The sequence below is a fragment of the Microvirga sp. jy35 genome (assembly GCF_056148915.1).
On sequence record NZ_JBWBEW010000002.1, the window covers coordinates 129,550 to 155,398 of the forward strand.

The 25,849-nt window shown below is 63.0% G+C and carries 23 protein-coding genes; 14 read left to right on the top strand and 9 right to left on the bottom strand.

The window, feature by feature from the left end:
* Nucleotides 1–3 precede the first annotated feature (3 nt).
* The gene (locus tag AC0QTX_RS02345; protein ID WP_474602212.1) at nucleotides 4–927 is read left to right on the top strand and encodes a dihydrodipicolinate synthase family protein; all 924 of its coding nucleotides are present in this window, start codon (nucleotides 4–6) and stop codon (nucleotides 925–927) included.
* Between the two features lie 16 nt (nucleotides 928–943).
* Nucleotides 944–1,723, top strand: a complete 780-nt coding sequence (locus tag AC0QTX_RS02350; RefSeq protein ID WP_474602213.1) for an SDR family oxidoreductase — start codon at nucleotides 944–946, stop codon at nucleotides 1,721–1,723.
* Between the two features lie 40 nt (nucleotides 1,724–1,763).
* On the opposite strand, the gene chrA is transcribed toward AC0QTX_RS02350, so the two are convergent.
* The 3 genes from chrA to AC0QTX_RS02365 form a co-directional block, all read right to left on the bottom strand.
* Nucleotides 1,764–3,206, bottom strand: coding sequence for a chromate efflux transporter (gene chrA, locus AC0QTX_RS02355; protein ID WP_474602214.1), 1,443 nt, complete (start codon nucleotides 3,204–3,206; stop codon nucleotides 1,764–1,766).
* The gene (locus tag AC0QTX_RS02360) at nucleotides 3,166–3,990 is read right to left on the bottom strand and encodes a chromate resistance protein ChrB domain-containing protein (protein ID WP_474602215.1); all 825 of its coding nucleotides are present in this window, start codon (nucleotides 3,988–3,990) and stop codon (nucleotides 3,166–3,168) included. Before AC0QTX_RS02360 ends, chrA begins: the two co-directional genes overlap by 41 nt.
* 146 nt (nucleotides 3,991–4,136) lie before the next feature.
* Entirely contained in the window at nucleotides 4,137–4,925 is a 789-nt protein-coding gene (locus tag AC0QTX_RS02365; protein WP_474602216.1) for an LOG family protein, read from the bottom strand.
* 493 nt (nucleotides 4,926–5,418) lie between these two features.
* On the opposite strand from AC0QTX_RS02365, the gene AC0QTX_RS02370 reads away from it, so the two are divergent.
* The 3 genes from AC0QTX_RS02370 (at nucleotide 5,419) to AC0QTX_RS02380 (ending at nucleotide 9,298) form a co-directional block, all read left to right on the top strand.
* The gene (locus tag AC0QTX_RS02370; RefSeq protein WP_474602217.1) at nucleotides 5,419–6,615 is read left to right on the top strand and encodes a fumarylacetoacetate hydrolase family protein; all 1,197 of its coding nucleotides are present in this window, start codon (nucleotides 5,419–5,421) and stop codon (nucleotides 6,613–6,615) included.
* 1 nt (nucleotide 6,616) lies between these two features.
* Entirely contained in the window at nucleotides 6,617–8,092 is a 1,476-nt protein-coding gene (locus AC0QTX_RS02375; RefSeq protein WP_474602218.1) for an aldehyde dehydrogenase family protein, read from the top strand.
* A gap of 414 nt (nucleotides 8,093–8,506) precedes the next feature.
* Nucleotides 8,507–9,298: a hypothetical protein gene (locus AC0QTX_RS02380; protein WP_474602219.1), complete on the top strand. Its 792-nt coding sequence runs from the start codon at nucleotides 8,507–8,509 to the stop codon at nucleotides 9,296–9,298.
* 50 nt (nucleotides 9,299–9,348) lie between these two features.
* On the opposite strand, the gene AC0QTX_RS02385 is transcribed toward AC0QTX_RS02380, so the two are convergent.
* Genes AC0QTX_RS02385 through AC0QTX_RS02395 form a run of 3 tightly spaced genes read right to left on the bottom strand, consistent with a single transcriptional unit; the run spans nucleotide 9,349 to nucleotide 11,070 of the window.
* Nucleotides 9,349–10,194 (bottom strand): lytic transglycosylase domain-containing protein, encoded by an 846-nt coding sequence (locus AC0QTX_RS02385; protein WP_474602220.1) that lies wholly within the window; start codon nucleotides 10,192–10,194, stop codon nucleotides 9,349–9,351.
* 47 nt (nucleotides 10,195–10,241) lie between these two features.
* Entirely contained in the window at nucleotides 10,242–10,709 is a 468-nt protein-coding gene (locus AC0QTX_RS02390; protein ID WP_474602221.1) for a DUF2214 domain-containing protein, read from the bottom strand.
* A gap of 7 nt (nucleotides 10,710–10,716) precedes the next feature.
* The gene (locus tag AC0QTX_RS02395; protein ID WP_474602222.1) at nucleotides 10,717–11,070 is read right to left on the bottom strand and encodes a DUF6152 family protein; all 354 of its coding nucleotides are present in this window, start codon (nucleotides 11,068–11,070) and stop codon (nucleotides 10,717–10,719) included.
* 187 nt (nucleotides 11,071–11,257) lie between these two features.
* On the opposite strand from AC0QTX_RS02395, the gene AC0QTX_RS02400 reads away from it, so the two are divergent.
* Nucleotides 11,258–11,557, top strand: a complete 300-nt coding sequence (locus tag AC0QTX_RS02400) for an HlyU family transcriptional regulator (RefSeq protein WP_474602223.1) — start codon at nucleotides 11,258–11,260, stop codon at nucleotides 11,555–11,557.
* A 231-nt stretch (nucleotides 11,558–11,788) separates the two neighbouring features.
* Nucleotides 11,789–13,504: a catalase gene (locus tag AC0QTX_RS02405; protein WP_474602224.1), complete on the top strand. Its 1,716-nt coding sequence runs from the start codon at nucleotides 11,789–11,791 to the stop codon at nucleotides 13,502–13,504.
* Between the two features lie 35 nt (nucleotides 13,505–13,539).
* On the opposite strand, the gene AC0QTX_RS02410 is transcribed toward AC0QTX_RS02405, so the two are convergent.
* Genes AC0QTX_RS02410 through AC0QTX_RS02420 form a run of 3 tightly spaced genes read right to left on the bottom strand, consistent with a single transcriptional unit; the run spans nucleotide 13,540 to nucleotide 17,370 of the window.
* Nucleotides 13,540–14,427 (bottom strand): YihY/virulence factor BrkB family protein, encoded by an 888-nt coding sequence (locus AC0QTX_RS02410; RefSeq protein WP_474602225.1) that lies wholly within the window; start codon nucleotides 14,425–14,427, stop codon nucleotides 13,540–13,542.
* Between the two features lie 59 nt (nucleotides 14,428–14,486).
* Nucleotides 14,487–16,286 carry a hypothetical protein gene (locus tag AC0QTX_RS02415; protein WP_474602226.1) on the bottom strand — a complete coding sequence of 600 codons (1,800 nt, stop codon included), beginning with the start codon at nucleotides 16,284–16,286 and terminating at the stop codon, nucleotides 14,487–14,489.
* Nucleotides 16,287–16,305: 19 nt separating this feature from the next.
* Nucleotides 16,306–17,370, bottom strand: a complete 1,065-nt coding sequence (locus AC0QTX_RS02420; protein WP_474602227.1) for an NAD(P)-dependent alcohol dehydrogenase — start codon at nucleotides 17,368–17,370, stop codon at nucleotides 16,306–16,308.
* 547 nt (nucleotides 17,371–17,917) lie between these two features.
* On the opposite strand from AC0QTX_RS02420, the gene AC0QTX_RS02425 reads away from it, so the two are divergent.
* From AC0QTX_RS02425 to AC0QTX_RS02455, 7 genes are all read left to right on the top strand, one after another.
* The gene (locus tag AC0QTX_RS02425) at nucleotides 17,918–19,864 is read left to right on the top strand and encodes a PrkA family serine protein kinase (RefSeq protein WP_474602228.1); all 1,947 of its coding nucleotides are present in this window, start codon (nucleotides 17,918–17,920) and stop codon (nucleotides 19,862–19,864) included.
* 29 nt (nucleotides 19,865–19,893) lie between these two features.
* Nucleotides 19,894–21,201 (top strand): YeaH/YhbH family protein, encoded by a 1,308-nt coding sequence (locus tag AC0QTX_RS02430; RefSeq protein ID WP_474602229.1) that lies wholly within the window; start codon nucleotides 19,894–19,896, stop codon nucleotides 21,199–21,201.
* Nucleotides 21,198–22,742, top strand: a complete 1,545-nt coding sequence (locus AC0QTX_RS02435) for a SpoVR family protein (protein ID WP_474602230.1) — start codon at nucleotides 21,198–21,200, stop codon at nucleotides 22,740–22,742. The genes AC0QTX_RS02430 and AC0QTX_RS02435 overlap by 4 nt, the downstream gene beginning before the upstream one ends.
* 101 nt (nucleotides 22,743–22,843) lie before the next feature.
* A complete protein-coding gene (locus AC0QTX_RS02440; protein WP_474602231.1) occupies nucleotides 22,844–23,305 on the top strand; it encodes a hypothetical protein in 462 nt (153 codons plus the stop codon).
* 71 nt (nucleotides 23,306–23,376) lie between these two features.
* Nucleotides 23,377–23,667, top strand: a complete 291-nt coding sequence (locus AC0QTX_RS02445; protein ID WP_474602232.1) for a hypothetical protein — start codon at nucleotides 23,377–23,379, stop codon at nucleotides 23,665–23,667.
* A 154-nt stretch (nucleotides 23,668–23,821) separates the two neighbouring features.
* Complete coding sequence (locus tag AC0QTX_RS02450; RefSeq protein ID WP_474602399.1) at nucleotides 23,822–24,775, top strand: MDR/zinc-dependent alcohol dehydrogenase-like family protein; 954 nt, start codon at nucleotides 23,822–23,824, stop codon at nucleotides 24,773–24,775.
* The gene (locus AC0QTX_RS02455) at nucleotides 24,775–25,803 is read left to right on the top strand and encodes a Gfo/Idh/MocA family protein (protein WP_474602233.1); all 1,029 of its coding nucleotides are present in this window, start codon (nucleotides 24,775–24,777) and stop codon (nucleotides 25,801–25,803) included. The genes AC0QTX_RS02450 and AC0QTX_RS02455 overlap by 1 nt, the downstream gene beginning before the upstream one ends.
* The last annotated feature ends 46 nt before the right edge of the window (nucleotides 25,804–25,849 follow it).

Consider the following 25,849-nt stretch of genomic DNA (forward strand, 5'->3'; position numbering starts at 1 on the left):
GCCATGGAGGAAGCCTTGCTCACGAGTTCAGCCGCCGGCGTTTACGTCATCTGTCCCACGCCCTTCGAGAGCGACGGGCGGGTGGACGTCGCCTCGACCGACCGGATGGTCGAGGCCTATCTGAAGGCCGGGGCCACCGGGTTGACGATTCTCGGCATCATGGGCGAGGCCCCCAAGCTGGCGGCCGACGAGGCGCTGGCCTTCGCCCGTCAGGTCATCGCAACGGTGGCAGGTCGCGTTCCCGTGATTGTCGGTGTCTCGGCGGCGGGCTTTGCCGCCATGTCGGGCCTGTCCTCGAAGGTGATGGATGCGGGCGCTGCCGGCGTCATGATCGCCCCGCCCTCGACCCTGAAGACCGACGATCAGATCGTCTCCTATTATGCCGATGCGGTTGAAGCCATTGGTGCGGATGTACCATGGGTGCTCCAGGATTACCCGCTTACGACGAACGTGGTCATGACCTCGAAGGTGATCATGCGCATCATCGAGCAGAGCCCCTCCTGCGTGATGCTCAAGCACGAGGACTGGCCCGGCCTCGACAAGATCACCGCCTTGCGCCGTGCCAGCGACGCTGGGCAGGCGCGCCGTGTGTCGATTCTCTGCGGCAATGGCGGCATGTTCCTGCCCTTCGAGATGGAGCGCGGCGCAGACGGCGCCATGACGGGCTATGCCTATCCCGAAATGCTGGTCGGCGTGGTCAATCTCATCAATCAGGGCAAGCGGACGGAGGCGCATGATCTCTTCGACCGCCACCTGCCGCTGGTGCGCTATGAGACCCAGCCCGGCGTCGGTCTGGCCGTGCGCAAATACGTGCTGAAGCGGCGCGGCATCATCGCGACCGACACGCTGCGCAAGCCCGGACCGAAGCTGAGCCCGGAGACGATCGCCGATATCAAATGGCTGATGGAGCGCATTGAGCGCCCGTAAGAACAAGGAATACAAGATGAAAACAGGATTGGAAGGAAAGCGCGCGCTCGTCCTCGGCGCAAGCAAGGGCCTGGGCTTCGGCATCGCCCAGGGCTTGGCGGAGGAGGGCGCCCGCGTGGCTATCGCGAGCCGCACGATGGAAGGCTCGAAGGCGGCGGCCGACAAGATCGGCCACGATGTTCTGCCGTTCATCTGCGACACTGGCAAGGTCGATCAGGTCGATGCGCTGGTCAAGGACGTGACAAAGGCTCTCGGCGGTGTCGACATCCTCGTCCTCAACAGCGGCGGCCCCCCTCCCGGCAAGGCCCAGGGCGTGTCGTCCGATCAATGGCGTCAATCCTTCGATGCCATGTTCGTCAACTTGGTGCGCATTGCCGATCAACTGCTGCCCGGCATGATCGAGCGCAAGTTCGGCCGCATCATCTCGGTCATTTCGTCCGGCGTGATCCAGCCGATTCCGAACCTCGCCATCTCCAATGCCATCCGCCCTGCGCTTGTGGGCTGGGGCAAGACGCTGGCAAGCGAGGTGGCCTCTCATGGGGTGACGGTGAACGCCATTGCACCGGGCCGCATCGCCACCGATCGCCTGAAGCAGCTCGACGCTGCCAATGCCGAGCGCACGGGTCGCTCCGTGGAGGACGTGGCTGCCGCCGCTCGCGCGGGCATTCCGGCCGGGCGCTACGGCGAAATCGAGGAGTTCGCGGCAGCGGCCGTGTTCCTCGCCAGCGAGAAGGCCTCGTTCATGACCGGCTCGATCCTACGCGTCGATGGCGGACAGATCTCGTCCGTGACCTGATCGAAGACGGGTGAGGCATGACATTGCCTCACCCCCGCCATCACACGATGGCGCCGGCTGCGTGGAGAGCAATTCCGGCCGCCGAAGTCGCAGCCAGTGTCGGCAGCATTCCGATCTTGAAGCGGAACATCGCGATGATCGCCGCCACCGACAGCAGCAGCGCCCAGAGGTTCTCGCTCCCCCACACAGGTGCGTCAAAGCTGAGTATCCCCCACTCCATAGGGCGAACGTCCCTGAAGATCGTATGGATGCCGAACCAGATCGCGAGGTTCAGGATCACGCCCACGACGGCCGCCGTGATGGCCGTCAAGGCGCCGCTCAAAGAGCGATTGCCGCGCAGCAGCTCGATGTAAGGGGCGCCAAGGAAGATCCAGAGGAAGCAAGGGGCAAAGGTCACCCATGTGGCGAGAAGGCCGCCCAGCGTGCCTGCTAAAAGCGGATAGAGCGCGCCTGCGTCCCGAAAGGCCGCCATGAAGCCCACGAACTGCAGCACCATGATCAGCGGACCCGGCGTCGTCTCGGCCATGCCGAGGCCATCCAGCATTTCGCCGGGCTGCAGCCATCCATAGGTCTCGACCGCCTGCTGCGCCACATAGGCCAGAACCGCATAAGCGCCGCCGAACGTCACCATCGCCATCTTGGAGAAGAAGATCGCGATCTGGCTGAAGACATTGCCGCCGCCGAGAAGCAGCAGGAGGGCGGCGACCGGCAGGAGCCAGAGCGCCAGCCACGCAGCGGCTATGCGCAGGCTTCGTCCTGTGCTGGGCCTCGCATGAGCTGGCATATGCTCACCAAGCAGGTTACCGCCTTCGGTGTCACTCTGACCGCCATGCCCGCCGACTTGGAACTGCTGCAGGTTTGCTCTTCCGCCAAAAAAGCCCGTCAAACCGGCGGCTAGGATGATCAGCGGGAATGGCGCATCGAAAAAGAAGATCGCCACGAAAGCAGACGCCGCAATCCCGATAAGGATTGTGTTCTTGAGCGCGCGTCTGCCGATTCGCACCACCGCCTCGAGCACGATGGCCAGCACGGCCGCCTTCAGGCCGAAGAAGAGCGCCGCGACGAAGCCGACTTTTCCATAGAGCGCATAGATCCAGCTCAGGCCCATGATGGCGATGATGCCGGGTAGGATGAAAAGGCCGCCAGCCATGATGCCGCCCAGGGTGCGGTGCATGAGCCAGCCCACATAGGTGGCCAACTGCTGGGCCTCGGGGCCCGGCAGGAGCATGCAGTAATTGAGCGCATGGAGAAATCGGCTCTCCGAGATCCAGCGCTTCTCCTCGACCAGGATGCGATGCATCACGGCAATCTGGCCTGCGGGCCCGCCGAAGCTCAAGGCAGCGACCCGCAGCCAGACGCGAAAGGCTTCGCCCAAGGAGACGCCATGACTTGGGGCGGGCTGAGCAGGCGAGTCCCCTGAGGTCTGTAGCGTCTCGCTCACATCATGCTCCCGGCTTCTTCGAGGGCCAATTGTGTGTCTCATCCGTGGCATCCCGACACCACCGATAGAAGCTGTCATAGAGCAGGAGCCCCGCTTCCAGTTGAGCGAGATCATCCGAATACATGCGTGATAGTCCCAGGGATGCGGCTAGAAGGCCGGCCGCTTCGGGTGCGAGGTCGAGCCGAGCCGTGTCGGCGCCCCTCACGATCGTAGCGAGGTGCCTTAAGGGCCTAGTGCCAAGCCCGAACTCCTTGACCATCACGTCGAAGGTGCAAAGCTCCCCCCGATGGCTCCAGAACACATCGTGACCCTCGATATCAAAGGGCATGGCCCCAAAACGCTCTACGACACCTGGAACTTCCGAGGTCGGAACGAACAGGAATACAGCGTTCGGATCGACGAAGCGGCGGATCAGCCACGGACAGGCGATCCTGTCGATCTTGGGGCGTGAGCGTGTCACCCAGATCGTTCGACCGTGCGCGTCACGGGATGGAATTCTCGCGGTTGGCACCATGGGCAAGTCGGCTTGGGCCCAAGCCAAAGTCCCTCCCTCAAGGGTATTGGCCGGTATGCCCATATGGCGGAGCCAAGCCGCGACCCCATGGCTGAGCTTTAGTCCCTTCTGGCAGATCACGATGGCGGATTCACCCGTGAACTCATGAGCCCAGTCTGGCACCGTCCCGAATGGGCGCCTGATGGAGCCAGGAATGAGGCAAGGGTCGCTTGCGAAATCCTCCTCAGTGCGGACGTCGATGAGGACTGGGCACTTGGGGGTGCCGACAAGACGTGAAAGCTTTTCAGCCGAGATGGTGTTGAATGACGACATGATGCATCCGTGAGCGTTTGGTGCGGATGCGATGCTTGGGCATGTCGCCTCGTGGGGAGATCGCGTTCCCCATGACCGTCATCAAAGTTCAGCCCTTCGATTTTGTCAAATCAATTCAATCCAAACCAATAGTCTCTGAATCCGCCTCAGAGATCCTGCTCGGAGCCACGCTCCAGCGTCTGAACCACGAGGCCATTCTCGATCAATGCAGCCCATACGGCCTCGGCGGTGTCGGCAAAATTGACCAGTTCTCGATCCCTCTCGCTCACCATGCCGTGTTCGAGAAGGGCGTCGAACTTGATGACAGATTGCCAGTAAGCCTTGTCGAAGAGCACGATGGGCAGAGGCAGCGCCTTGCCAGTCTGCCTGAGGGTCAGGATCTCGAACAACTCGTCCAGGGTGCCGAAGCCTCCGGGGAACACCACCAGGGCATTGGCGCGCATCGCCAGGTGCATCTTGCGCATGGCGAAATAGTGGAAGCGGAAGGTCAGGTCAGGGGTCGAATAGGCATTGGGCTCCTGCTCGTGCGGCAGGGTGATGTTGAAGCCGATCGATGGTGCACCCACGTCGGCCGCTCCCCGATTGGCGGCCTCCATGATCCCGGGCCCGCCGCCTGTGGCGATCACATTGTCGCGTGTCCCGCTGGTGACGGTCAGGGCACCGCCGCGCTGTGAAGCGATGGCGCCAAAAGACCGCGCCTCCTGGTACCAGAACGGATGCCTGCCCGGTCCATTCTCGCGGATGCGAGCGCTGCCGAACACGACTATGGTGGATCGCACGCCCCAGGTCCGCAGGCTTTCCTCGGCCTTTGCGTATTCCAGCATGAACCTGACGCCCCGTGTGGAGTCACCCAGAAGGAAGTCCTGATCGAGTGCTGCCAAGCGGTACGATGGCGAGGCCATGTTGGCTGCAGGGGAACGCTTGCTGTCATCCATGAGGTGGGGCTCCTCTGACCCAGCCGCGCACAAAGCACAGTTTCTGAGCAGCGTTAATTTCCCATCGGTCCTATCGGCAGTTCCTGAGGGCTTGACGGCGGAATGCCCACTGGTTCGGCAGGGCTAGGAGCCTCACTGGGGATGGTCGGGGGAACGCCCACAGGTTCCTCAGGGCTCGGGATGCCGGCTGGGCCTGGGTCCGGGTGCACAGGCTGTGGTGCCGGATTGGGCACATCGGGCTGCGGATTCGGAGACGGTGTATCGGACATGTCTTGCATTCCTTCTCGGCTCGAAGCCAGACGGCGCCTTCCTGGCATTGCAATTGGGTAACTACGCAGCGAACGGAGGATGAACCGGGTTTGTTCCGAGCCTCCCCCACAGAGCAAGGCTGCAATGAATTTTCTCTATAGCCGCTTGCATCATGCTCGCTATATCAAAGGCGCACGAGGGAAGAGGGCGAAGCACAGCCTTCAAGGAAAGCGAGCGCCAGCCGATGAACCACCTGTCTTCAACGAACATCGCCCGTATCCTGCCGGAGGACGGCTTTCAGGGGGCGCTCGCCGGGCGTATCTGGCGTCCCGGTCTGGGGCCTTCGGTCGTGGCGGTGAGGGAGGATGGCCTCTTCGACATCTCCTCCACATGTTCCACGGTCAGCGATCTTGCCGCCATGGATGATCCGGCGCGGGCCCTGAAGGCTGCACAGGGCGAGAGAATCGGCACGCTCGAAGAGATTGCCGCCAATACTGCGCCCGACAGCCGCGATTCTACGAAGCCCTGGCTCTTGGCACCGATCGATCTTCAGGTCATCAAGGCTGCCGGCGTTACGTTTGCAGTCTCCATGCTGGAGCGTGTCATCGAGGAGCGTGCCCGCGGCGATGCCAGTGCGGCAGCGGCGATCCGGGCCGAGGTTCTCCGCCTCGTGGGCGACGATCTCAGCCGCCTCAAGCCGGGCTCCGCCGAGGCCATGGCGCTGAAAGACGTTCTCATGGCTCAAGGCGCCTGGAGCCAGTATCTCGAGGTGGGCATTGGGCCGGACGCGGAAGTCTTCACCAAGGCGCCGACCCTCTCCGCCGTCGGTACCTTCATGGATGCCGGTCTGCATCCCAAGTCCACCTGGAACAATCCAGAGCCGGAAGTGGTGGTGATCGTCACGGCTGAAGGAAAGATCGTCGGCGCCACCCTCGGCAATGACGTGAACCTGCGCGATTTCGAGGGGCGCTCGGCTCTGCTGCTCTCGAAGGCGAAGGACAACAATGCGTCCTGCTCGGTCGGTCCCTTCGTCCGGTTCTTCGACGAGGCCTTCTCTCTCGATGACGTGCGACAGACCACGGTGACGCTCACGGTGGAAGGGGAGGATGGGTTCAGGCTTGAAGGGTCGTCCTCCATCACGAAGATCAGCCGAGATCCCGAGGATCTGGTCGCGCAAACCGTTGGTCCGCACCATCAGTATCCAGACGGTTTCGCGCTCTTCCTGGGAACGATGTTCGCCCCCACGCAGGATCGGGGCGAGCCCGGCATGGGCTTCACCCACAAGCACGGCGACATCGTCACCATCGCGGCACCCAAGCTCGGGGCGCTCGTCAACCGCATGAAGCCCAGCTCCGAATGCGAGCCTTGGACCTTCGGTATCCGGGCACTCATGTCCAACTTGGCCCAGCGGGGCCTCATCAACACCAGACAGGCAGGTTAAGATGACGAAGAACTACATTGCGGGCGAGTGGCTTGCGGCATCGGAGGCCTCGCCGAACATCAACCCGTCGAACACGCAGGACGTGGTGGGCGAGTTCGCCCGCGCTTCGGCGGCAGAAGCCGAGCGCGCCATCGCGGCAGCCTATGACGCCTTCCCGGCCTGGTCGCGCTCCTCGATCCAGCAGCGCCACGACATCCTCAAGGCCGTGGGCGACGAGATCCTGGCCCGCAAGGAGGAACTCGGCCGGCTCCTCTCCCGCGAAGAGGGCAAGACCCTGCCCGAGGGCATCGGCGAGGTGACCCGCGCCGCCCAGATCTTCCACTTCTTTGCCGGCGAGTGCCTGCGGCTGGCCGGCGAGAAGGTGCCCTCCGTGCGGCCCTTCATCGATGTGGAGATCACCCGCGAGCCGGTGGGCGTGGTCGGCCTGATCACCCCGTGGAACTTCCCCATCGCCATTCCGTCCTGGAAGATCGCCCCGGCGCTGGCCTACGGCAACACCGTGGTGTTCAAGCCCGCCGAGCTCGTGCCGGGCTCGGCCCATGCCCTGTCCGAGATCATCATCCGGGCCGGGGTGCCGGCCGGCGTGTTCAATCTGGTCATGGGCCGCGGCTCCGTGGTGGGCGAAGCGATGCTGCAGAGCCCCAAGGTCTCGGCGATCTCGTTCACCGGCTCGGTGCCCACCGGGCGCAAGGTGGCCCAGACCTGCATCACGGCCGATCCCATGAAGAAGGTTCAGCTCGAGATGGGCGGCAAGAACCCGATGGTGGTGCTCGATGACGCTGACCTGAAGGTGGCGGTGGACTGCGCCGTCAACTCGGCCTTCTTCTCCACCGGCCAGCGCTGCACCGCTTCCTCGCGGCTGATCGTGACGGAGGGCATCCACGACCGGTTCGTGGCCGCCATGCAGGAGCGCATGCAGGGGCTGGTGGTGGACGATGCCCTGAAGGCCGGCACCCATATCGGCCCGGTGGTGGATCAGGGCCAGCTCGATCAGGACCTGAAGTACATCCGCATCGGCCAGGAGGAGGGCGCCAAGCTGGTTGCGGGCGGCGAACTGCTGAAGCGGGACGCGCCCGGCTTCTATCTGGCCCCGGCCCTGTTCACGGAAGTGGACAACCGGATGCGGGTGGCGCAGGAGGAGATCTTCGGGCCCGTGGCGACGGTGATCCGGGCGAAGGATTACGACGAGGCGCTGGAGATCGCCAACGACACGCCGTTCGGCCTGTCCTCGGGCATCTGCACCACGAGCCTGAAATATGCCAGCCACTTCAAGCGCAACGCGGAGGCCGGCATGGTGATGGTGAACCTGCCGACCGCTGGCGTGGACTACCACGTGCCGTTCGGCGGCCGGAAGGGTTCGAGCTATGGTCCGCGCGAGCAGGGCCGATACGCGCAGGAGTTCTATACCACGGTCAAGACCGCCTACACCTTCGACGGCAACGGTCCCTACGTGCCAAAGACGAAGGGAAGCGAGTAGCGCATTCCCGCGGCTGTTCCAGTCCCGGCACCTCTCACGGAGGTGCCGGGCCTCCGAACCCTTAACCTATGTGATCGACTAACCTCGATCTCCCATGCCTGTTGAACAAGATGAGCATTCCGGGCAGGGGTGCATCGGCTGTCGGATGTCATGCTCTGAGCTGCATTAACTTTATCGACAAAACTCAGGCAGCTTTTTGCCACATCCATTGAACTTTGCCACGCGAACGCCATCATAGGATTCCAAGAGGATTTCGCTTACACGCTCGAATTTCCGCAGTATCAAACGTTGTTGCATGTCGAATCCAGACGAGTTGCCTCTGGAGTATGAATTGTAACTTCGTTGTTTTAGGTCATCATGCTGTAAGTTCTTCGAGCTGATAAACGGCACTCGGTTAATAGTAGAGAACTTAATATGGTTACTTCCCGGCGTTACCTCATTGCCTCTTCTCTTGCGCGGCTCATCCGCAAGGAGCGGGGAGGCAATCGTGTCACGGAAGGCCACTTCCCGAACCAGGCTGACCGCAACTCCTTCGTGGTCGTCGAGGGTGACAAGGGTAGCCTCGTTCTGGTTCACGCGAGCTCCGGCGGGCCGATCGAGGAGCGCACCGAGGTTCCACGGGCTCATGCTGAGGCGCTTCTCGACGTGACACCCGGCAAGCTGGACTATCTCCTGACCCACTTGACTGTCGGCACCCGTGACATCCAGATCCTCCGCTTCGTGACGCCGGGCCCCCTGGACCTGATCTCCGTGTTCTTCGAGAGCGAGGATGAGGCCCGTGATTTCCGGCCGCTGTCGTGGTTCGGCGATGATGTCACGATGGAAGTTGCCTATCAGAACCGCTCCATCGCGCTGGAGGGTGCTCCTCAGGCCCCGGACGTCCCCATGTCGAACGCGGCTCTCAACAGCCTTCTCGATGCGCTGGAAAACCGTTACGTGGCGCCTCGGGGCTATACGACTCACCACGCGCCCGCTCGCAATTCCGTCGAGCAGGGTGGAGGGCAGCGGAACGCACCTCCTCCGCCTCCTGCAGCGCAGGCTGGCGAGAGGCCGGCGGCCCCGCAGCGGGGCGTTCTCACCAGGCCCGCCGCTCCGGCGGATGCCGACATGAGCGACGACGAGAATGATGACGGCGATCTGAACCTCAACATCGAGGACAACGTCATTCGCGAACTGGCGCGCTCGCTCCGGCCGCAGCGCCGCTGATTCTTGATCCCTCAAGAGCTCCCTGATGGTCGCATCAGGGAGCTTTTTCTTTAGCTCGGCAGGACGATGCAACTGCCTCCAGCCGAGCGGATGTCCCGGCACAGTTGTTCCGCGGCCTGCCGCGTTTCCGCCGGCGCGCGCACGCGATAGAAAGTTCTGGTCCCGCGGTAGCGCAGGCGTGTGCCGATGATCATCGGCCGCGCATCCTTGATCAAGGATGCGTAAGCCTGGCTCGCTCGCCTGAAGCTTGCCAGTGCTCTGTCCTTCGAGAAATTGCCGGCCAGCTGAACGCCCCAGGGTGCGAAGGGAGCTTCAAGCGTATTGCCACGGCCTGGCACGCGCAGGGTGGCGACGATCTGCAGGCATGTTTGTGGTTCGGTGCCTGATGCTTCCTGGCTGGTATCCTTCCTGTCCCTTGCATCGGAGGCCCACTCCTCCGCCGAGCGACCCGTCACGGCGACCACGTAGTTCTGCGTCTCCGCCGGTAATCCTCCCCGGCCGGCGAGCCATGAGGCGACCCGTGCCGGGCCGCCGTTATAGGCAGCGGCGGCCAAACCCAGATTGCCGAACTGCTCCGTAAGGTGGGCGATGAATTCTGCGGCTTTCGGGATCGCCTGCTCAGGATCGAAAGGATCGAGCAGCCCCCGCTCCCTGGCGGTGCCCGGCATGAACTGCGCAATGCCTTGCGCTCCCGCCGGGCTGACGACATTCGGACGGAAAGAGCTCTCCTGCCAGATCAGCTTGGTCAGCATGTTCCCCGGGATCTTCTGGGCCCGTGCGGCGCCTTCGATCAGCCGGCACAGGGCCTGCTCGACGGTTTCGCCCGACGATCCAGGATTGGCGGAGACCGTGCTGCAGCAAAGAAGGATTCCGCAAAGCGCCAGCCGCAAGCGCATGAACACCTCAGCGAGGAAAGGAGTCGGGGACAACGGATCGTGCCAAGCTACAGATAGGCGATCATGCGTCCTGCCAAGAGCGTGACGATCCAAGCAAGGAGCGACACGAGAGCATAGGTGCGGGCTTCCGGCGGCAGGGCTCCGGCGCGCAGGGCTGATTGGAATCGGGCATGGAAAAGCGCGACATTGACGAGGCCTAAGGCGATGAAGGCGAGCTTCACATAAAAGGCAGGGTTGGTTCCAAGCGCGCGGGCCTCCACGGCGAGAAGAAGCATGCCCGTCGGAATCTGCAGAGCAAGACCCGCAGCCGCGAGGGGAATGGCATAGCGCCCCACCTGCCAGGCATGCTTGCCATGTTCCGCCAGCACTTTCAGGTCGAACACGGCGATGCCGCCGACCACGAAGGCGGCCCCGAGCACATGCAGCAGGTTCGCGGCCGTATAAAGCCATGCGGAGTGGCGGCCCATGTGGCCAAGCCAGGAGCCTTCCAGGGCCGCGAGCAGGTCCAGATACATCGAGCGTCTAGCGCAGCTCGTAGGTCGTGCCACCCACGATAATGCGCTCCGCCCTCATCTCGGTCTCCGTGCGGGTGGAGGGGTAGCCCTCGAGCCTGACCGACGTTCCGGGCTTGATCATGTCCGGATTCAAGCCTCTCGCGCTCATCCGGAAGGGCGGCGCCAGCACCGCGTCCCAGTTCTTGTTCTCGTGGGTCACGACCACCGTCACATGGGGGTTCTCCCAGTTGGCCCGTTGGATATTGCTCGTGACCGATACCAGCCGGCCCGCGTCGTAGCTGCCCCAGCCGTGATGGGCTGCGGCGATGCCGCCTGTCAGAAGAGCGCCGGAGAAGAACAGTCCAAACAAGGGATACTTCATGGTCGTGGCCTCCTGCATTCCTCAGACCCTATCTCTTGGCAGAGTTGGCTGCAGCACAACTCCCGTCAAGGCGTTGATGCGATAAGGTCAAGCTCGATCATCGGATCGTGATGGGACGGGCGGGATTCGCTCCTCTGCTGATGCACGATTATGCTTCGGCTTCACGAATCACAGCTTGAGTGTGGCAATGTCGTCGATCCTGAAAAATCTTTGGAATCGCTTTGCAGGCGGAGGCGGCGCGAGCCGCCGCGAGGAGCCTGCTGCAGAAGCCATCGAATACAAGGGCTTCCGCATTCGTCCAGCGCCTTACTCCGCCAAGGGCGGGTACCAGACGGCAGGGATCATCGAGAAGGATTCCGAGGCCGGTGTGAGGGAACACCGCTTCGTGCGCGCCGAGACGCATCCGAGCAAGGACGATGCGACTGCCTTTGCGATCATCAAGGGCAAGCAGATCATCGACGAGCAGGGTGACCGCATCTTCGGCTGAATCATAAAAGACGCAGAGCTCCCAGGTAATCCGGCGCAACATCCGCGTCCGCGGCGAAACCAATGCCGTTTCCGGATGTTGCCTCCGCGAACATGCGGCAGCCCGCTGGAAGGCTCGATTAGATATTCTGATCAGTGTCCACAGAAATAACGATTAGCCTTGATGATAGCCGACCTTTTAAGTTCCTTCAGGGGCGCATCGCTATCAACCATTCACTCAAGGGAGAGAGCCATGGATAAGAGCCCCAAAGCACCGTCGGGAACGCCGGACCAGGTCCTGACGAATCGGCAAGGCCATCCGATCACCAACAACCAGTCCCAGCGCACCGTTGGAAGCCGCGGTCCGGCCACGCTGGAGAACTATCAATTCCTTGAGAAGATCACCCATTTCGACCGCGAGCGGATCCCTGAGCGTGTCGTCCACGCCCGCGGTTTCGTCTGCTACGGCGAACTCGAAGTCACCGGCAGGATCGGCGACGAGCCTGCCTCCAAGTACACCCGAGCCAAGCTGTTCCAGGAAGCCGGCAAGAAGACGCCGCTCGCCATCCGCTTCTCGACCGTGATCGGCGGCCGCGACTCCTCCGAGACCGCCCGCGACCCGCGTGGCTTCGCGGTGAAGTTCTACACCGAGGACGGCAACTGGGATCTGGTCGGCAACAACCTGGCCGTTTTCTTCATCCGCGATGCCATCAAGTTCCCTGATGTCATTCACTCCCTGAAGCCCGACCCGATCACGTTCCGCCAGGAGCCGAACCGAATCTTCGACTTCATGAGCCAGACGCCGGAATCCATGCACATGCTGACGCACCTGTTCAGTCCGCGCGGCATTCCGGCGAGCTACCGGCACATGGAAGGTTTCGGGGTCAACACCTACAAGATGGTCAATGCCCAGGGCGATACGGTGCTGGTGAAGTATCATTTTCATCCGCGCTGCGGGCTGGCGAGCCTGACGGCGGATGAAGCGGCCAAGGTCCAGGGCCAGGATCTCGGCTCCGCGTCCAAGGATCTCTTTGAGGCCATCGAGCGGGGCGAGCACCCGCAATGGGACATGTACGTCCAGATCATGGAGGATCACGACCATCCGGAACTGGACTGGGATCCGCTCGACGACACCAAGATCTGGCCCGAGAAGGATTTCCCGCTGCGGCACGTGGGCGTCATGACGCTCAACCGCAACGTCCAGGATCACTTCAACGAGAACGAGCAGATCGCCATGGGCACGGGCGTTCTCGTGGACGGGCTCGATTTCTCCGACGACAAGATGCTGGTGGGGCGGACCTTCTCCTATTCCGACACCCAGCGCTACCGCGTCGGTACCAATTATCTGCAGCTGCCGGTGAACCAGGCCAAGAACGCCAAGGTCTCCACCAACCTGAACGGTGGCCAGATGTCCTACCGCCGCGACCTGGCGCCGGGGCAGAACCCGCATGTGAACTACGAGCCGTCGATCCACAACGGGCTGCATGAGGCGCCCCGCGAGGAGCCGAACAACTCGCCCGAGATCCGGGGGCGACTGACCCGCAGCGTGCTTGAGCGCCGCAACGACTACGTTCAGGCGCGGGGCCGCTACTGCACCATGATGGACTGGGAGCGCGACGACCTCGTCCTCAACCTGGGCACGTTGCTCGGCCAGTGCGAGCGCGACGTGCAGGAGCGGATGGTCTGGCACCTCCTGTTGGTCCACGACGATTACGGCACCCGGGTGGGCGAGATGATCGGCATCACGGCGGATGATGTGCGCACCCTCCAGCTGCTGCCGAAGCAGGTGCTGACGGACGAGGATAAGGCTCGTCTGCAGAAGCTCGGCAGGAACGGCGACAAGATCGACCCGACCGTCTGGGGGCAGTGGACGAGTTCCGTGAAGAACTACAAGGCTTCCGCCGAAGAGGTCCTGAGCGGCATGCGCGACGTTCCGACGACCCCTGCAATGGGGCAGGCAGCCGAGTAGTCTACGCGGATCACTCGGGACGGTATAGGAACGGGTCAGGCTTCCTGGCCCGTTCTTCTTTGCGCATCTGCCATCCTGCGGCCCCGCCGGCTGCCCCGGCTCTCCGCATAGGCTTTTGTAAACTCCGCGCCGAAGAGCAGGATCAGGGACGAATAGTAGATCCAGAGCAGGATCGTGATGATCGAGGCGGCGGCTCCATAGCTCGAGGCCACGTTGCTCTTGCCGAGATAGTAGCCGATCAGCAACTTGCCGAGAGTGAACAGGAGGGCGGTCACGAGGGCACCGGTCCAGACGTCGCTCCATTGGAGATCTACGGACGGCAGCAGCTTGAAGATCATCGCGAACAGGAGCGTGGCGACGGCAAAGGCGACGAGGCTGTTGAGGAACCGGAGGATGATCGTCGCGCCTGAGAAATTAGCCTCAAGGTAAGACCCGACGGCCGTGAGGCCCGTATCGATGACCAAGGAGACGAGAAGCAGGAAACCGATGCCCAGCACCAGCGCGAGGCTGATCAGCCTGGTGCGGATGAAGCTCATGACCCCATAGCTGGCTGGCGGTTTCGCCTTCCAGATGATGTTCAGGTTATCCTGGAGCTCGACCACGGCTCCGGTCACCAGGAGCAGAAAGGTGAAGATCCCGACCGTCATGCCGATGATGCCGGAGCCGACATTGCTGGCGCTGGCGATCATCGCCTCAAGCGCCGAGGCTTCGTTGTTGCCGATCATGCCGCCGAGTTCCGCCACGATGGCGCCTTGTGCCGCCTCGCGACCGAAGGCGAGGCCGGCGACCGCGATGGCGGCGAGCAGCATTGGGGCCAGCGAAAAGACCGTGAAGAAGGCGATGGAGGCGCCAAGGCTCATGGCGCGGTCGTTCCACCAGCCTGCGGATGCCACCTTCAAGAGCTGCCATGTTTCGGAGAGCATGCAAGAACCGATCCTGCCGGACGGATCGGTCCGGCCATGCAAGTGTGTTGCCTTGGCCATTAACTGGCCGGCGCTTCCTCTTGTTCCTGCGAAGGTTCAGGACTTCCCAACAGGCCTGAGTGATCGCGGAGGAGCCGGCCATAGCGGTCGCCAGCCCGGCGCAGGCGGGCGACCTCCAGTCCTTCGCCCAGCGCCTCCGCCGCCATCAAGTGAGTGCCCAGCTGAAAAGCGAGATAGCAGGGCAGCATGAAGGCGAGCAGGGCCTGATCGAGCGGTCGCCCGCTCTCCTGCCGGACGATCTGACAGAGCAGCGAGGCTTCGCCTTCCGAGAGGTCCAGTTCGACGATCGCGCCCGCAACGTCCCAGCTCACGTCCTGGTGGCCGACGAGATCATGGGCCGCACCGTGATCGAGTGCATCCGTCTTGATCAGCCTGTTGCCCGAAACGAGCCACTCCCAGGCATGCAGGCGATTGTCGGTGGAGATCCGGTGCCCGCGGCCTGCAAGAGTGCTCGGATCTGCCAAGGACTGCTCCATGGCTGCCGCCACGTCCTCCCCGAGGGCTTGGCCTGCATTGTAGATCGCCATGTGGCGCAGCGCGTCGAGTGTAGCGCCCTGGTGCTCGGCTGCGGGAAAGTGTCGAGCGCGGAATCCCAGATAGGCGCCGACCCGATGAACGAGGCTCTCGCGGCTAATGCAGGCCTGATCGAGCCCGTCTAGGTCTCCATGCCAGCGCTCCACGAGGAAGCCATGGCGGTAGCCGACGGGCTGCGGCGTAAAACCCGCCTCATGAAGCCGGCGGGCCATCTTGAGTTTCCGTGCGCTGGTCTCGCCCAAGCCAGCAAATTTCACCAGCCAGGTCGCCCCGTTTGCGCGGGCCAGGAACTTGCGCCGTTCCTGCTGGATGTTTGCCGGTGGCCACGAGCCTTCGTCCGAGTAGCGTCGGGATCGCCAGGCACCTCCCGAAATCTCCTCCAGTGGCCCCTCCAACGGGCCCAGGAGGTCCTCCATCCAGCTCTCGATGCGGCGGGGAGGCGGCCCCCGTAGCAGGAAATCGTCCATGGTGATGACATGACGCGGAGCGGAGCTCCACCGCGCCCGGTGCTTGGCGCTGGCCTGCGGACCGAGCGAGCCGCCGTGGCTCGGGAAGAAGTGGATCTGGTCCCGCGGAACTCCGGCTTCTTCCAGCCAGTCGGCCACGGCTCCGAACGAGCTGCCCGACAGGCCCGGCCCCTCGTCGACGATGGCAAAGGTCTTCTCCCGACCGGCCGCTAGGCTCTTCGTGAGGTCCGGATCGACCCTCACTTCGCGTCCGAAGGGATGGCCGACCGGGCGCAGGGTGAAGGGAGCAGGGGCGCCGAGTTCTGCCGCCACGAGGGCACTCAGGCCCGCGCCGATGCTGCGGATGCCGATAACCTGGGTATCCCGCCCCAGACCCGACGCCCTGGCCGCTTCCAGGTAGCTTTCCGGATAGAGGGCATAAAAGGCATAGCCCTCCGCCTGCTTGGTCCGAATGGTTCGCGACCGATCGAACCCGTGAAGCTTCTCGAAAAAGGAATCGGGCAGCGGCGAAAGCTGCCTGAAGCCGCTGCGCCAGGACTCTCCCAGGGCGCGCGCGATTGCGGAAAGGCATTCCATTCCTGCTTCGTGGTCTTGGGTGCGGGCGTCAAAGCCGCGTTCATGGAACTCCGCATCGATGATGCCCTGGACGAGTTCGCTCGCGCTGATGAACGCTGTGACGAGAACCCCATGCCGTTCGATGCCCGACGGCATGGAGGATGCCTCAGACAGAAGAGCCATGACGGCAGCCTGCTTGGCTCCGACCGTCTCGACCGTCTCGATATCGCCGTAGACCAGCATCGGGGCTGCTTGCGGAACTCTAGGCAGCAGCCTCCTGCTTCAGCGAGGCCATATCGATCACGAAACGGTATTTGACGTCGCTCTTGAGCATCCGCTCATAGGCTTCGTTAATCCTCTGGATGGGGATGATCTCGATCTCGGCGGTAATTCCGTGCTGGGCGCAGAAGTCGAGCATTTCCTGCGTCTCCGCGATCCCGCCGATCAGGGAGCCGGCGAGCTGGCGCCGCTTCATGATCAGGTTGAAGACGGTGGTGGCCGGATGCGGTTCAGCGGGAGCGCCGACGAGCACCATGGCCCCGTCACGGGCGAGCAGCACGAGGTAGCTGTCGAGGTCATGCGGGGCCGCGACCGTGTCGAGGATGAAGTCGAAGCTGTTGCGGTGCGCCTTCATGGCTTCCCGGTCCTTGGAGACGACCACTTCGTGGGCCCCCAGCTTCAGCGCATCCTCGCGCTTGTTGGGAGAGGTGGTGAAGAGCACCACATGCGCGCCCATTGCGCGGGCAAGCTTCACGGCCATGTGGCCAAGGCCGCCCAGGCCCACGACCCCGACCTTCTGGCCAGGCTGAACGCGCCAGCGGCGCAGGGGCGAGAATGTGGTGATGCCGGCGCACAGGAGCGGCGCCGCCGCGGCTGGATCGAGGCCATCCGGCACCCGCAGGACGAAGCTCTCATCGACCACGATGGCGTCGGAATAGCCGCCATAGGTATTGGCGCCCGTGCCCTGCTCCGGGCCGTTGTAGGTACCGGTGAACCCAACCTCGCAGTATTGCTCCAGGCCGTCGCGGCACGAGCGGCAGGTACGGCAGGAATCGACCATGCAGCCGACCCCTACGACATCGCCGGCTTTGAATTTCTGCACCCCTGAGCCGACGCCGGTGACGCGGCCGACGATCTCATGACCCGGCACGCAGGGATAGAGCGTTCCGCCCCATTCCTCCCGGACTGTGTGCAGGTCTGAATGGCAGACGCCACAATAGAGGATCTCGATCTGAACATCGCGCTCACCCGGTTCCCGGCGCTCGAAGCTGAAGGGGGACAGCGGTGTGGATGCATCCTGGGCGGCATAGCCGAAAGCTTTGATCACAGGAAAGTTCTCCGGGTAGAGCGGACTGAAGGGGTAAGTCCCGCTGTGTATTCAGGCGCTACAGACGATAGGCTCCATCGACCCGCCGTCAACGGATGCAGACGGGGTTTGTTCAATGCGGGAGCCAAGCTCTTGCTGCATTGCAGCGCACGGCAGCTTTTCCACATGGTCACGGGCAAGTGAATCACCGGAGTCTGGCTTCCGTTTCGGCCCTCCCCACATCTTAAGTAAGGGCTTATTCTTGCTTGAGGAAAAGGCGCTTCGTGACTGTACGGGCGGCAATGCGGCACACCGAAACGGGTGATTGGTGAGAAACTTTAACTTGCCGTTCCGCCCGCAATCCGCGACGCTGGTTGTCAGGGCGGGCAGACTTCCAAGTCGCACAGACGGACCCGAGATTAGCCCGATCTGTCGCGACCTGTTCACCAGCCGCCGCAACGAAAGGGTTACGCCGCACCATTTGGCCGCATCATCGTATCGCATGGTCTGGGCAACCTTAGCGGTGCACAATAGTTGTCTCTGAGAGGGATTGGATTTCGGTGGCGCCATGCTTCATTCCGACGACCTGTTCTCGAGTTTCTTGAAGGCCTATGAGACCCGCCGCGAGGCGGAGATGTCCCTGGCGGAATACCTGGAAGGGTGCCGCACCGATCCCATGATGTATGCAAGCGCTCCAGAGCGCATCCTGGCGGCCATCGGCGAACCTCAACTCGTCGATACCTCGAAGGACGCGCGGCTCGGCCGCATCTTCATGAACCGTACCATCCGGGTCTATCCGGCCTTCTCCGAATTCTACGGCATGGAAGAGACGATCGAGATGATCGTCAGCTTCTTCCGTCACGCGGCCCAGGGGCTCGAGGAGCGCAAGCAGATCCTCTACCTGCTCGGCCCCGTCGGCGGCGGCAAATCCTCCCTGGCCGAGCGTCTGAAGGCCCTGATGGAGGTCAACCCCATCTATGTTCTGAAAGCCGGCGACGAGATCAGTCCGGTCTTCGAAAGCCCGCTTGCATTGTTCGATCCGGAGCAGATGGGCTCCGTGCTGGAGGAGCGCTACGGCATTCCCCGGCGGCGCCTGACCAATCTGCTCAGCCCCTGGGCGATCAAGCGCCTCGACGAGTTCAAGGGCGACATTTCCAAGTTCCGGGTGGTCAAGATCAACCCGTCCCGGATGCGACAGATCGGCGTCGCCAAGACGGAGCCGGGCGACGAGAACAACCAGGACATCTCGTCCCTCGTCGGCAAGGTCGACATCCGCAAGCTCGAGACGCTCTCCCAGAACGATCCCGACGCCTACAGCTATTCCGGCGGCCTCAACCGGGCGAACCAGGGCATCCTGGAATTCGTCGAGATGTTCAAGGCGCCGATCAAGATGCTTCACCCCCTGCTCACGGCGACGCAGGAAGGGAATTATGTCGGCACGGAGAACATCGGCTCCATCCCGTTTACTGGCATCATCCTGGCCCATTCCAACGAAGCGGAGTGGCAGACTTTCCGCACCAACAAGAACAACGAGGCGTTCATCGACCGCATCTACGTGATCAAGGTGCCCTACTGCCTGCGGGTCACGGAGGAGCAGAAGATCTACGAGAAGCTGATCCGCGGCTCCGAGCTGGCTGGCGCACCCTGCGCGCCAGCCACGCTGGAGATGCTGGCCCGGTTCTCCGTGCTGTCGCGCCTGCGGGCGCACGAGAACTCCAACTTCTATTCGAAGATGCGGGTCTATGACGGCGAGAGCCTGCGCGAGGTCGATCCACGCGCCCGCAGTCTGCAGGAATACAAGGACTCGGCCGGCGTCGACGAGGGCATGGACGGGATCTCGACCCGCTTCGCCTTCAAGGTCCTGTCCGCTACCTTCAATCACGACACGATCGAGGTCGCGGCGGATCCGGTGCACCTCATGTATGTGCTCGAACAGTCGCTCCGTCGCGAGCAGCTGCCGCAGGACGTGGAGCGGCGCTATCTGGAATTCATCAAGGCGGAGCTTGCCCCGCGTTATGCCGACTTCATCGGGCATGAGATCCAGAAGGCCTATCTCGAATCCTACCATGACTACGGTCAGAACCTGTTCGACCGCTATGTGGCCTATGCGGATGCGTGGATCGAGGACCAGGACTTCAAGGATCCCGATACCGGCCAGCTTCTCAACCGGGAGCTCCTGAACCAGGAGCTGACCAAGGTCGAGAAGCCGGCGGGTATCGCCAATCCGAAGGACTTCCGCAACGAGGTCGTGAAGTTCTCGCTGCGGGCGCGGGCCGGCAACAACGGCCGCAATCCGTCCTGGACGAGCTACGAGAAGATCCGCGACGTGATCGAACGCCGGATGTTCTCCCAGGTGGAGGAACTCCTGCCGGTGATCAGCTTCGGCTCCAAGAAGGATGGCGAGACCGAGAAGAAGCACGGGGAGTTCGTGCAACGGATGATGGAGCGTGGCTACACCGAGCGCCAGGTCCGGCGCCTCGTGGAGTGGTACATGCGGGTGAAGCAGGCGGGCTGACAGAAAACGGAGGCAGATCAGGCGTTCCTATGTACATCATCGACCGGCGCCTCAATCCAGGAGGCAAGAGTCTGGCGAACCGCCAACGCTTCCTTCGCCGCGCCAAGGCGCAGATCCAGAGGGCGGTGCGCCAGACCGCAGGAGACCGGGACATCACCGATCTCGAAAGGGGAGGCGAGGTCTCGATCCCGGCCGAGGGTGTTCGCGAGCCCAGCTTCCGGCGCTCGGGCGAAGGGGGCGTGCACGATCACATCCTGCCCGGCAACAAGCGCTTCGTCGAAGGCGATACGGTCGATCGCCCGCCCGGCGGCGGGGGCGGCAGCTCTGCCGGCGGTGATAACGGGGAAGGCGAGGACGACTTCCGCTTCGCCCTGACTCGCGACGAGTTCCTCGATCTTTTTCTTGATGACCTCGAGCTTCCCGACCTCGCCAAGCGGCGGGTTGCCACGGTCGAGACCCAGGGCGTGCGGCGGGCCGGCTACACGGTCACGGGCTCCCCGGTGAACCTGGCGCTGCTGCGCTCCATGCGGAACGCCCTGTCGCGCCGCATCGCCTTGCGGCGCCCCAAGCCCGAGGAACTGCTGCGCCTCCAGGAAGAGATCGACCGCCTCGAGAAGCAGGAAGGACCGTCCGAGCATCTCACCGCGCTGCGGCAGGAACTCGAACAGCTGAAGCTGCGCACCAAACGCTTCCCGTATATCGATCCCATCGATTTGCGCTATCGCCGCTTCGAGCCGGTCTCCCGGCCGGTCGCGCAGGCGGTGATGTTCTGCCTGATGGACGTATCGGGCTCCATGACGGAACACATGAAGGATCTGGCCAAGCGGTTCTACATGCTGCTCTACATCTTCCTGACGCGCCGCTACAAGCACGTGGAGATCGTGTTCATCCGGCACACCCACGAGGCGAAGGAGGTGGACGAGGAAACCTTCTTCAACAGCCCCGAGACGGGCGGCACCGTGGTGTCCTCGGCCCTGCGCGAGATGCAGCGGATCGTGGAGGAGCGCTATTCGCCTGACAGCTGGAACATCTACGCGGCCCAGGCCTCGGACGGCGACAACTCCCCGAACGACGGCAGCACCAGCGCTGCCTTGCTCCGCGACGTAATCCTGCCCGTCTGCCAGTACTATGCCTACCTGGAGGTCGGCAGCGACAGCGACCGGATGCAGACCGGCTTTATAAACCACAAGACATCTCTGTGGCAGACCTACGAGACGCTGCAGGAGCAGGGAGCATACCTTGCCATGCGCAAGGTGAACCACCGCCGCGAGATCTATCCCGTTTTCCGCGAACTCTTCCGCCGGCGTGACGCGGAGGCAGGAGCCAGGGTGCCATGAGCGTGATGGAGCGCGATCACCTGCTGTTTGAGGGTGCCGATTGGGATTTCGGCACCATCCAGCGCATCCACGATGCCGTCGAGAGGATCGGCGTCGGGGAAATGGGGCTCGACGTCTACCCGAACCAGATCGAGGTGATCACCGCCGAGCAGATGCTTGACGCCTATGCCTCGATTGGCATGCCTCTGTTCTACAAGCACTGGTCCTTCGGCAAGCGCTTTGCCCTTCATGAGGCGAGCTACCGCCAGGGGTTCATGGGGCTGGCCTACGAGATCGTCATTAATTCGAACCCGTGCATCTCCTACATCATGGAGGAGAACTCGGCCACGATGCAGACGCTCGTGATCGCCCATGCCGCATTCGGGCACAACCACTTCTTCAAGAACAACTATCTGTTCCAGGAGTGGACGGACGCCGACGGAATCCTGGACTATCTCGAATTCGCCAAGGGCTACATTACCCGCTGCGAGGAGCGTTATGGACACGCCGCCGTGGAGCGCGTGCTCGATGCCGCCCATGCGCTGATGTCCCATGGCGTCCACCGCTACCCGCGCAAGAAACGCCCTGACCTGCGCTCCGAGGAGCGGCGGGAGAAGGAGCGTCACCTTCATCTGGAGCAGACCTTCAACGATCTCTGGCGCACGGTGCCCACAAAGGGGGCTGCCGCAAAGCCGCAATTGAGCGATGAGCGCCGCCGTGCCCTCCTTGAACTGCCGCAGGAAAATCTCCTCTACTTCCTCGAGAAGTCCGCACCCCGCCTACAGCCCTGGCAGCGGGAGATTCTGCGCATCGTTCGCCAGATCGCCCAGTACTTCTATCCGCAGCGGCAGACCAAGGTGATGAACGAGGGCTGCGCCACCTACTGCCATTACCGCATCATGACCCGCCTGCACGAGACGGGGCAGATCAGCGACGGTGCCTTCCTGGAGTTCCTGCAGTCGCACACGAACGTGACGCGCCAGCCCGAATTCGACGATCCGCATTATGGCGGCATCAATCCCTATGCTCTGGGTTTCGGCATGATGCAGGACATTGAGCGCATCTGCACCAAGCCTACGGTCGAGGACCGGGAGTGGTTCCCCGAGATCGCCGGCAGCGGCGACGCCATGGCGGTCCTGCGCGATGTGTGGGCGAACTACCGGGACGAGAGCTTCATCTCGCAATACTTGAGCCCGCGTCTGATCCGGCAGTGGCGCATGTTCCATCTCGTGGACGATCCTGACCAGCCCGAACTCAGGATCGAGGCCATTCACGACGACCGCGGCTATCGCCGACTGCGGCGCTCCCTCTCGCGCCATTACGATGTCGGCTGGAGCGATCCCGATATTCAGGTGATCGATGTGGACCTCGCCGGAGACCGTCGCTTGATCCTCCACCATCATGTGCTCAATCGAACTCTGCTCCATAAGGACGATGCTCTGAGGGTGCTGCAGATGGTGGCTAATCTTTGGGGTTATGCGGTCGTGCTCAAGGAGGTCGAGCCCGCTACCGGGGCGATCTTCCAGGAGCATGTGGCGCATCCGCACGAAACTCTCTTCTGAGCGGCTGCTTTGACGCAAAAAAGCCAGGGACTCGCGGGATCATAGGTTTCCCTGGGCTCGGCCCTGGATTTCAGGGTCGGCTCCCTTGCAGGAGAATACCTATGGAACACAAGCCTGTAGAGAAGCTGCGTAGCGTCGCTGAGGTGCATGAGTTCAACCAAGGTTTCCTGTCCCGCCGCGAACGCCTTGAGCGCTGGGCGGAAGTGCTGGAGCGCCAGCCAAAGCGGCGCTTAAGGTCTCTGGGCGAGATCGAGTTCGTTCCGAAAGACAAACGGCCGCAACTGAGGTCGGACGAGTCGCCGCTCACGGTTGCCTTCGAAGACCCGATCCTGCGCGCTGCAGGCTTGAAGGGTGACACGCTCGGAGACGCCATGGAGTTCTTCGAACTCTCCGAGGGAGCCTCCCACCGCCTTCTCTGCTCCTGCATGAACGGCTGGAGCATGGAGGCCGGGACGACCGCCCGGAAAGTGAATCGCATTGCGAACCCTGATCATCGGCTCACGTTATTGACGGCAGCCGGGCTGCTGACTGCGGCACCCGCTGTGTTCTATATGCTGAGCTGAAGGAACGCTGCAGCATCGAGCCCTCTCAGGACATGAGGGCTCGATGGCTGGCCGATGTAGGGGCAACGGGAATGACGAAAGAGCCGGCGCGTCGTATCGGGCTGCCTTGGTACCGACGTGAGGATTATCCCCGCATCCGCGAGATGATGGCCGACAGGCACAATCTGGCGCCCACCTATGAGAGCTGGCTTGCGGCTGCCGAGAACAATGAAACCGTCGGGAGGGAGGCCGGTCTTCAGGTCAGTCGCATCCTGATCGAGCCTGAGGCCTTTACCCGCTGGTGCGCGGAGAAGGGTATGGAGCCCGACAGCGCAGCACGCAGAGACTACGTCGCCGAGAAAAACTCCGAAACCGCGCCCTGATCGCGGTCCTAAAGCCAAGCCTTGAAGTCTCCTCCCCGGTTCCTAGTTGCTCGGACATCATGGTGGAGGGACACCCTTGCTGAACGAAAACGGCACGAGCAGCGATATTTCCACTCTCGCGCACAAGAGCGATCGAGCCGGAGCGGCTCAATCCATGCGGGCGGCTATTCTCACGGGACCTGGACAGATCGAGGTACGCCAGGTGGCGCGCCCGGAGCCTGGTCCCGGTCAGGTGCGCCTGCGTCTGGAAGGGTGCGGCGTCTGCGCGTCCAATCTCACGCCCTGGGCCGGACCCGAATGGATGCGGTATCCCACCGAACCGGGCGCGCTTGGGCATGAAGCCTGGGGCTTCGTGGACGCTCTCGGCGAGGGTGTCGAGGGACTGACGGTTGGTGATCGCGTCGCGGCGCTCTCCTACAAGTCCTATGCCGAGTACGATCTCGCGGATGAAGGCGCCGTGGTGCGGCTGCCGGAAACACTTGCAGGGCAGCCGTTTCCCGGCGAGCCGCTCGGCTGCGCCATGAACATCTTCCGTCGCAGCGAGATCGAAGCCGGGCAGACGGTCGCGATCATCGGCATCGGCTTTCTCGGAGCCATCCTGACGAAGCTTGTCACCGATGCGGGCGCCCGCGTGATCGCGATCTCGCGCCGGCCCTTCTCGCTCGATCTCGCCCGCCGGATGGGCGCTGCCGAGACGATCCCGATGGACGATCATCACGCGATCATCGAGAAGGTGAAGGAACTGACGGGTGGCACGTTCTGTGATCGCGTGATTGAGGCTGTCGGCAAGCAGTGGCCGCTGGATCTTGCAGGCGAACTTACCCGTGAGCGCGGCAAGATCATCGTTGCCGGATACCATCAGGATGGCCCCCGTCAGATCAACATGTGGCTGTGGAATTGGCGGGGCGTCGACGTGATCAATGCCCATGAGCGTGATCCGAAAATCTACATGCAGGGTCTTCGCGAAGCGGTGGACGCGATTGCATCCGGCAGGCTCGATCCGAGTTCCCTCTACACCCACGCCTACCCTCTGGAGAAGCTGGACGAGGCTCTCAACGCCACGCGTGATCGGCCGGACGGCTTTCTCAAAGCTCTGGTGACCTACTGATGACGCAGCAGGCCCTTCTCAAGGAAAAGTCCGAACCATCATTGGGCCGTCCTCGCCTCGGCTTCCTCGGCGTCGGCTGGATCGGCCGGCACCGCATGCAGGCGATCCTCGGCACGGATGCTGTTGATGTGGCTGCCATTGCCGACCCGTCGTCGGAGATGGCCTCGGAGGCGGGCAAGCAGGCGCCAGATGCGAAGCTGGTCTCGACACTCGACGAGATCCTCGATCAGGGCGTCGACGGTGTGGTGATTGCAACGCCCAGCGCCATGCACGCGGAGCAGTCGATCCGGGCCCTGGAGCGAGGTGTCTCGGTGTTCTGCCAGAAGCCGCTTGGGCGGAACGCCGCGGAGGTGCAGGCGGTGGTCGATGCCGCGCGCAGGGCCGATCGGCTGCTCTGCGTCGATCTCTCCTACCGCTTTACGGAAGGCATGCGCCGCATCCGCGAGATTATCGGCTCTGGTGAGCTGGGGCATGTCTACGCCGTGGATCTTGTCTTTCACAACGCCTATGGCCCGGACAAGCCGTGGTTCTACGATCCGGCGCTCTCCGGCGGGGGCTGTGTGATGGATCTCGGCGTCCACCTCGTCGACTTGGCGCTGTGGAGCCTGAGCAACCCCGGAGTTGCCAGCGTCACCAGCAAGCTCTTCGCCGGTGGTTCGCCGCTGAAGGACATGGCCACTCAGGTCGAGGATTATGCGGTTGCGACCGTGGAACTGGAGACGGGCACTGCGGTACAGCTCGCCTGCTCCTGGCGGCTTCAGGCCGGGTGCGATGCGATGATCTCCGCCACATTCTATGGAACGCAGGGCGGTGTGTCATTGCGCAACGTGAACGGCTCGTTCTACGACTTCACCGCCGAGCGCTATCGGGGCACGTTGCGCGAGACGCTAACGACGCCGCCCGATGAATGGGGCGGACGCGCGGCTGCGGATTGGGCCTCTCGCTTGGCGGCAGGCGAACGATTCGACCCTGCGGCGCAGCAGTTGGTGGATGTCGCGAGAGTGCTGGATCGAATCTACGGCCGATGATGCCGTCTGCCGGCGGGATCCTGGAAACGATTAGGGCGGCTGAACC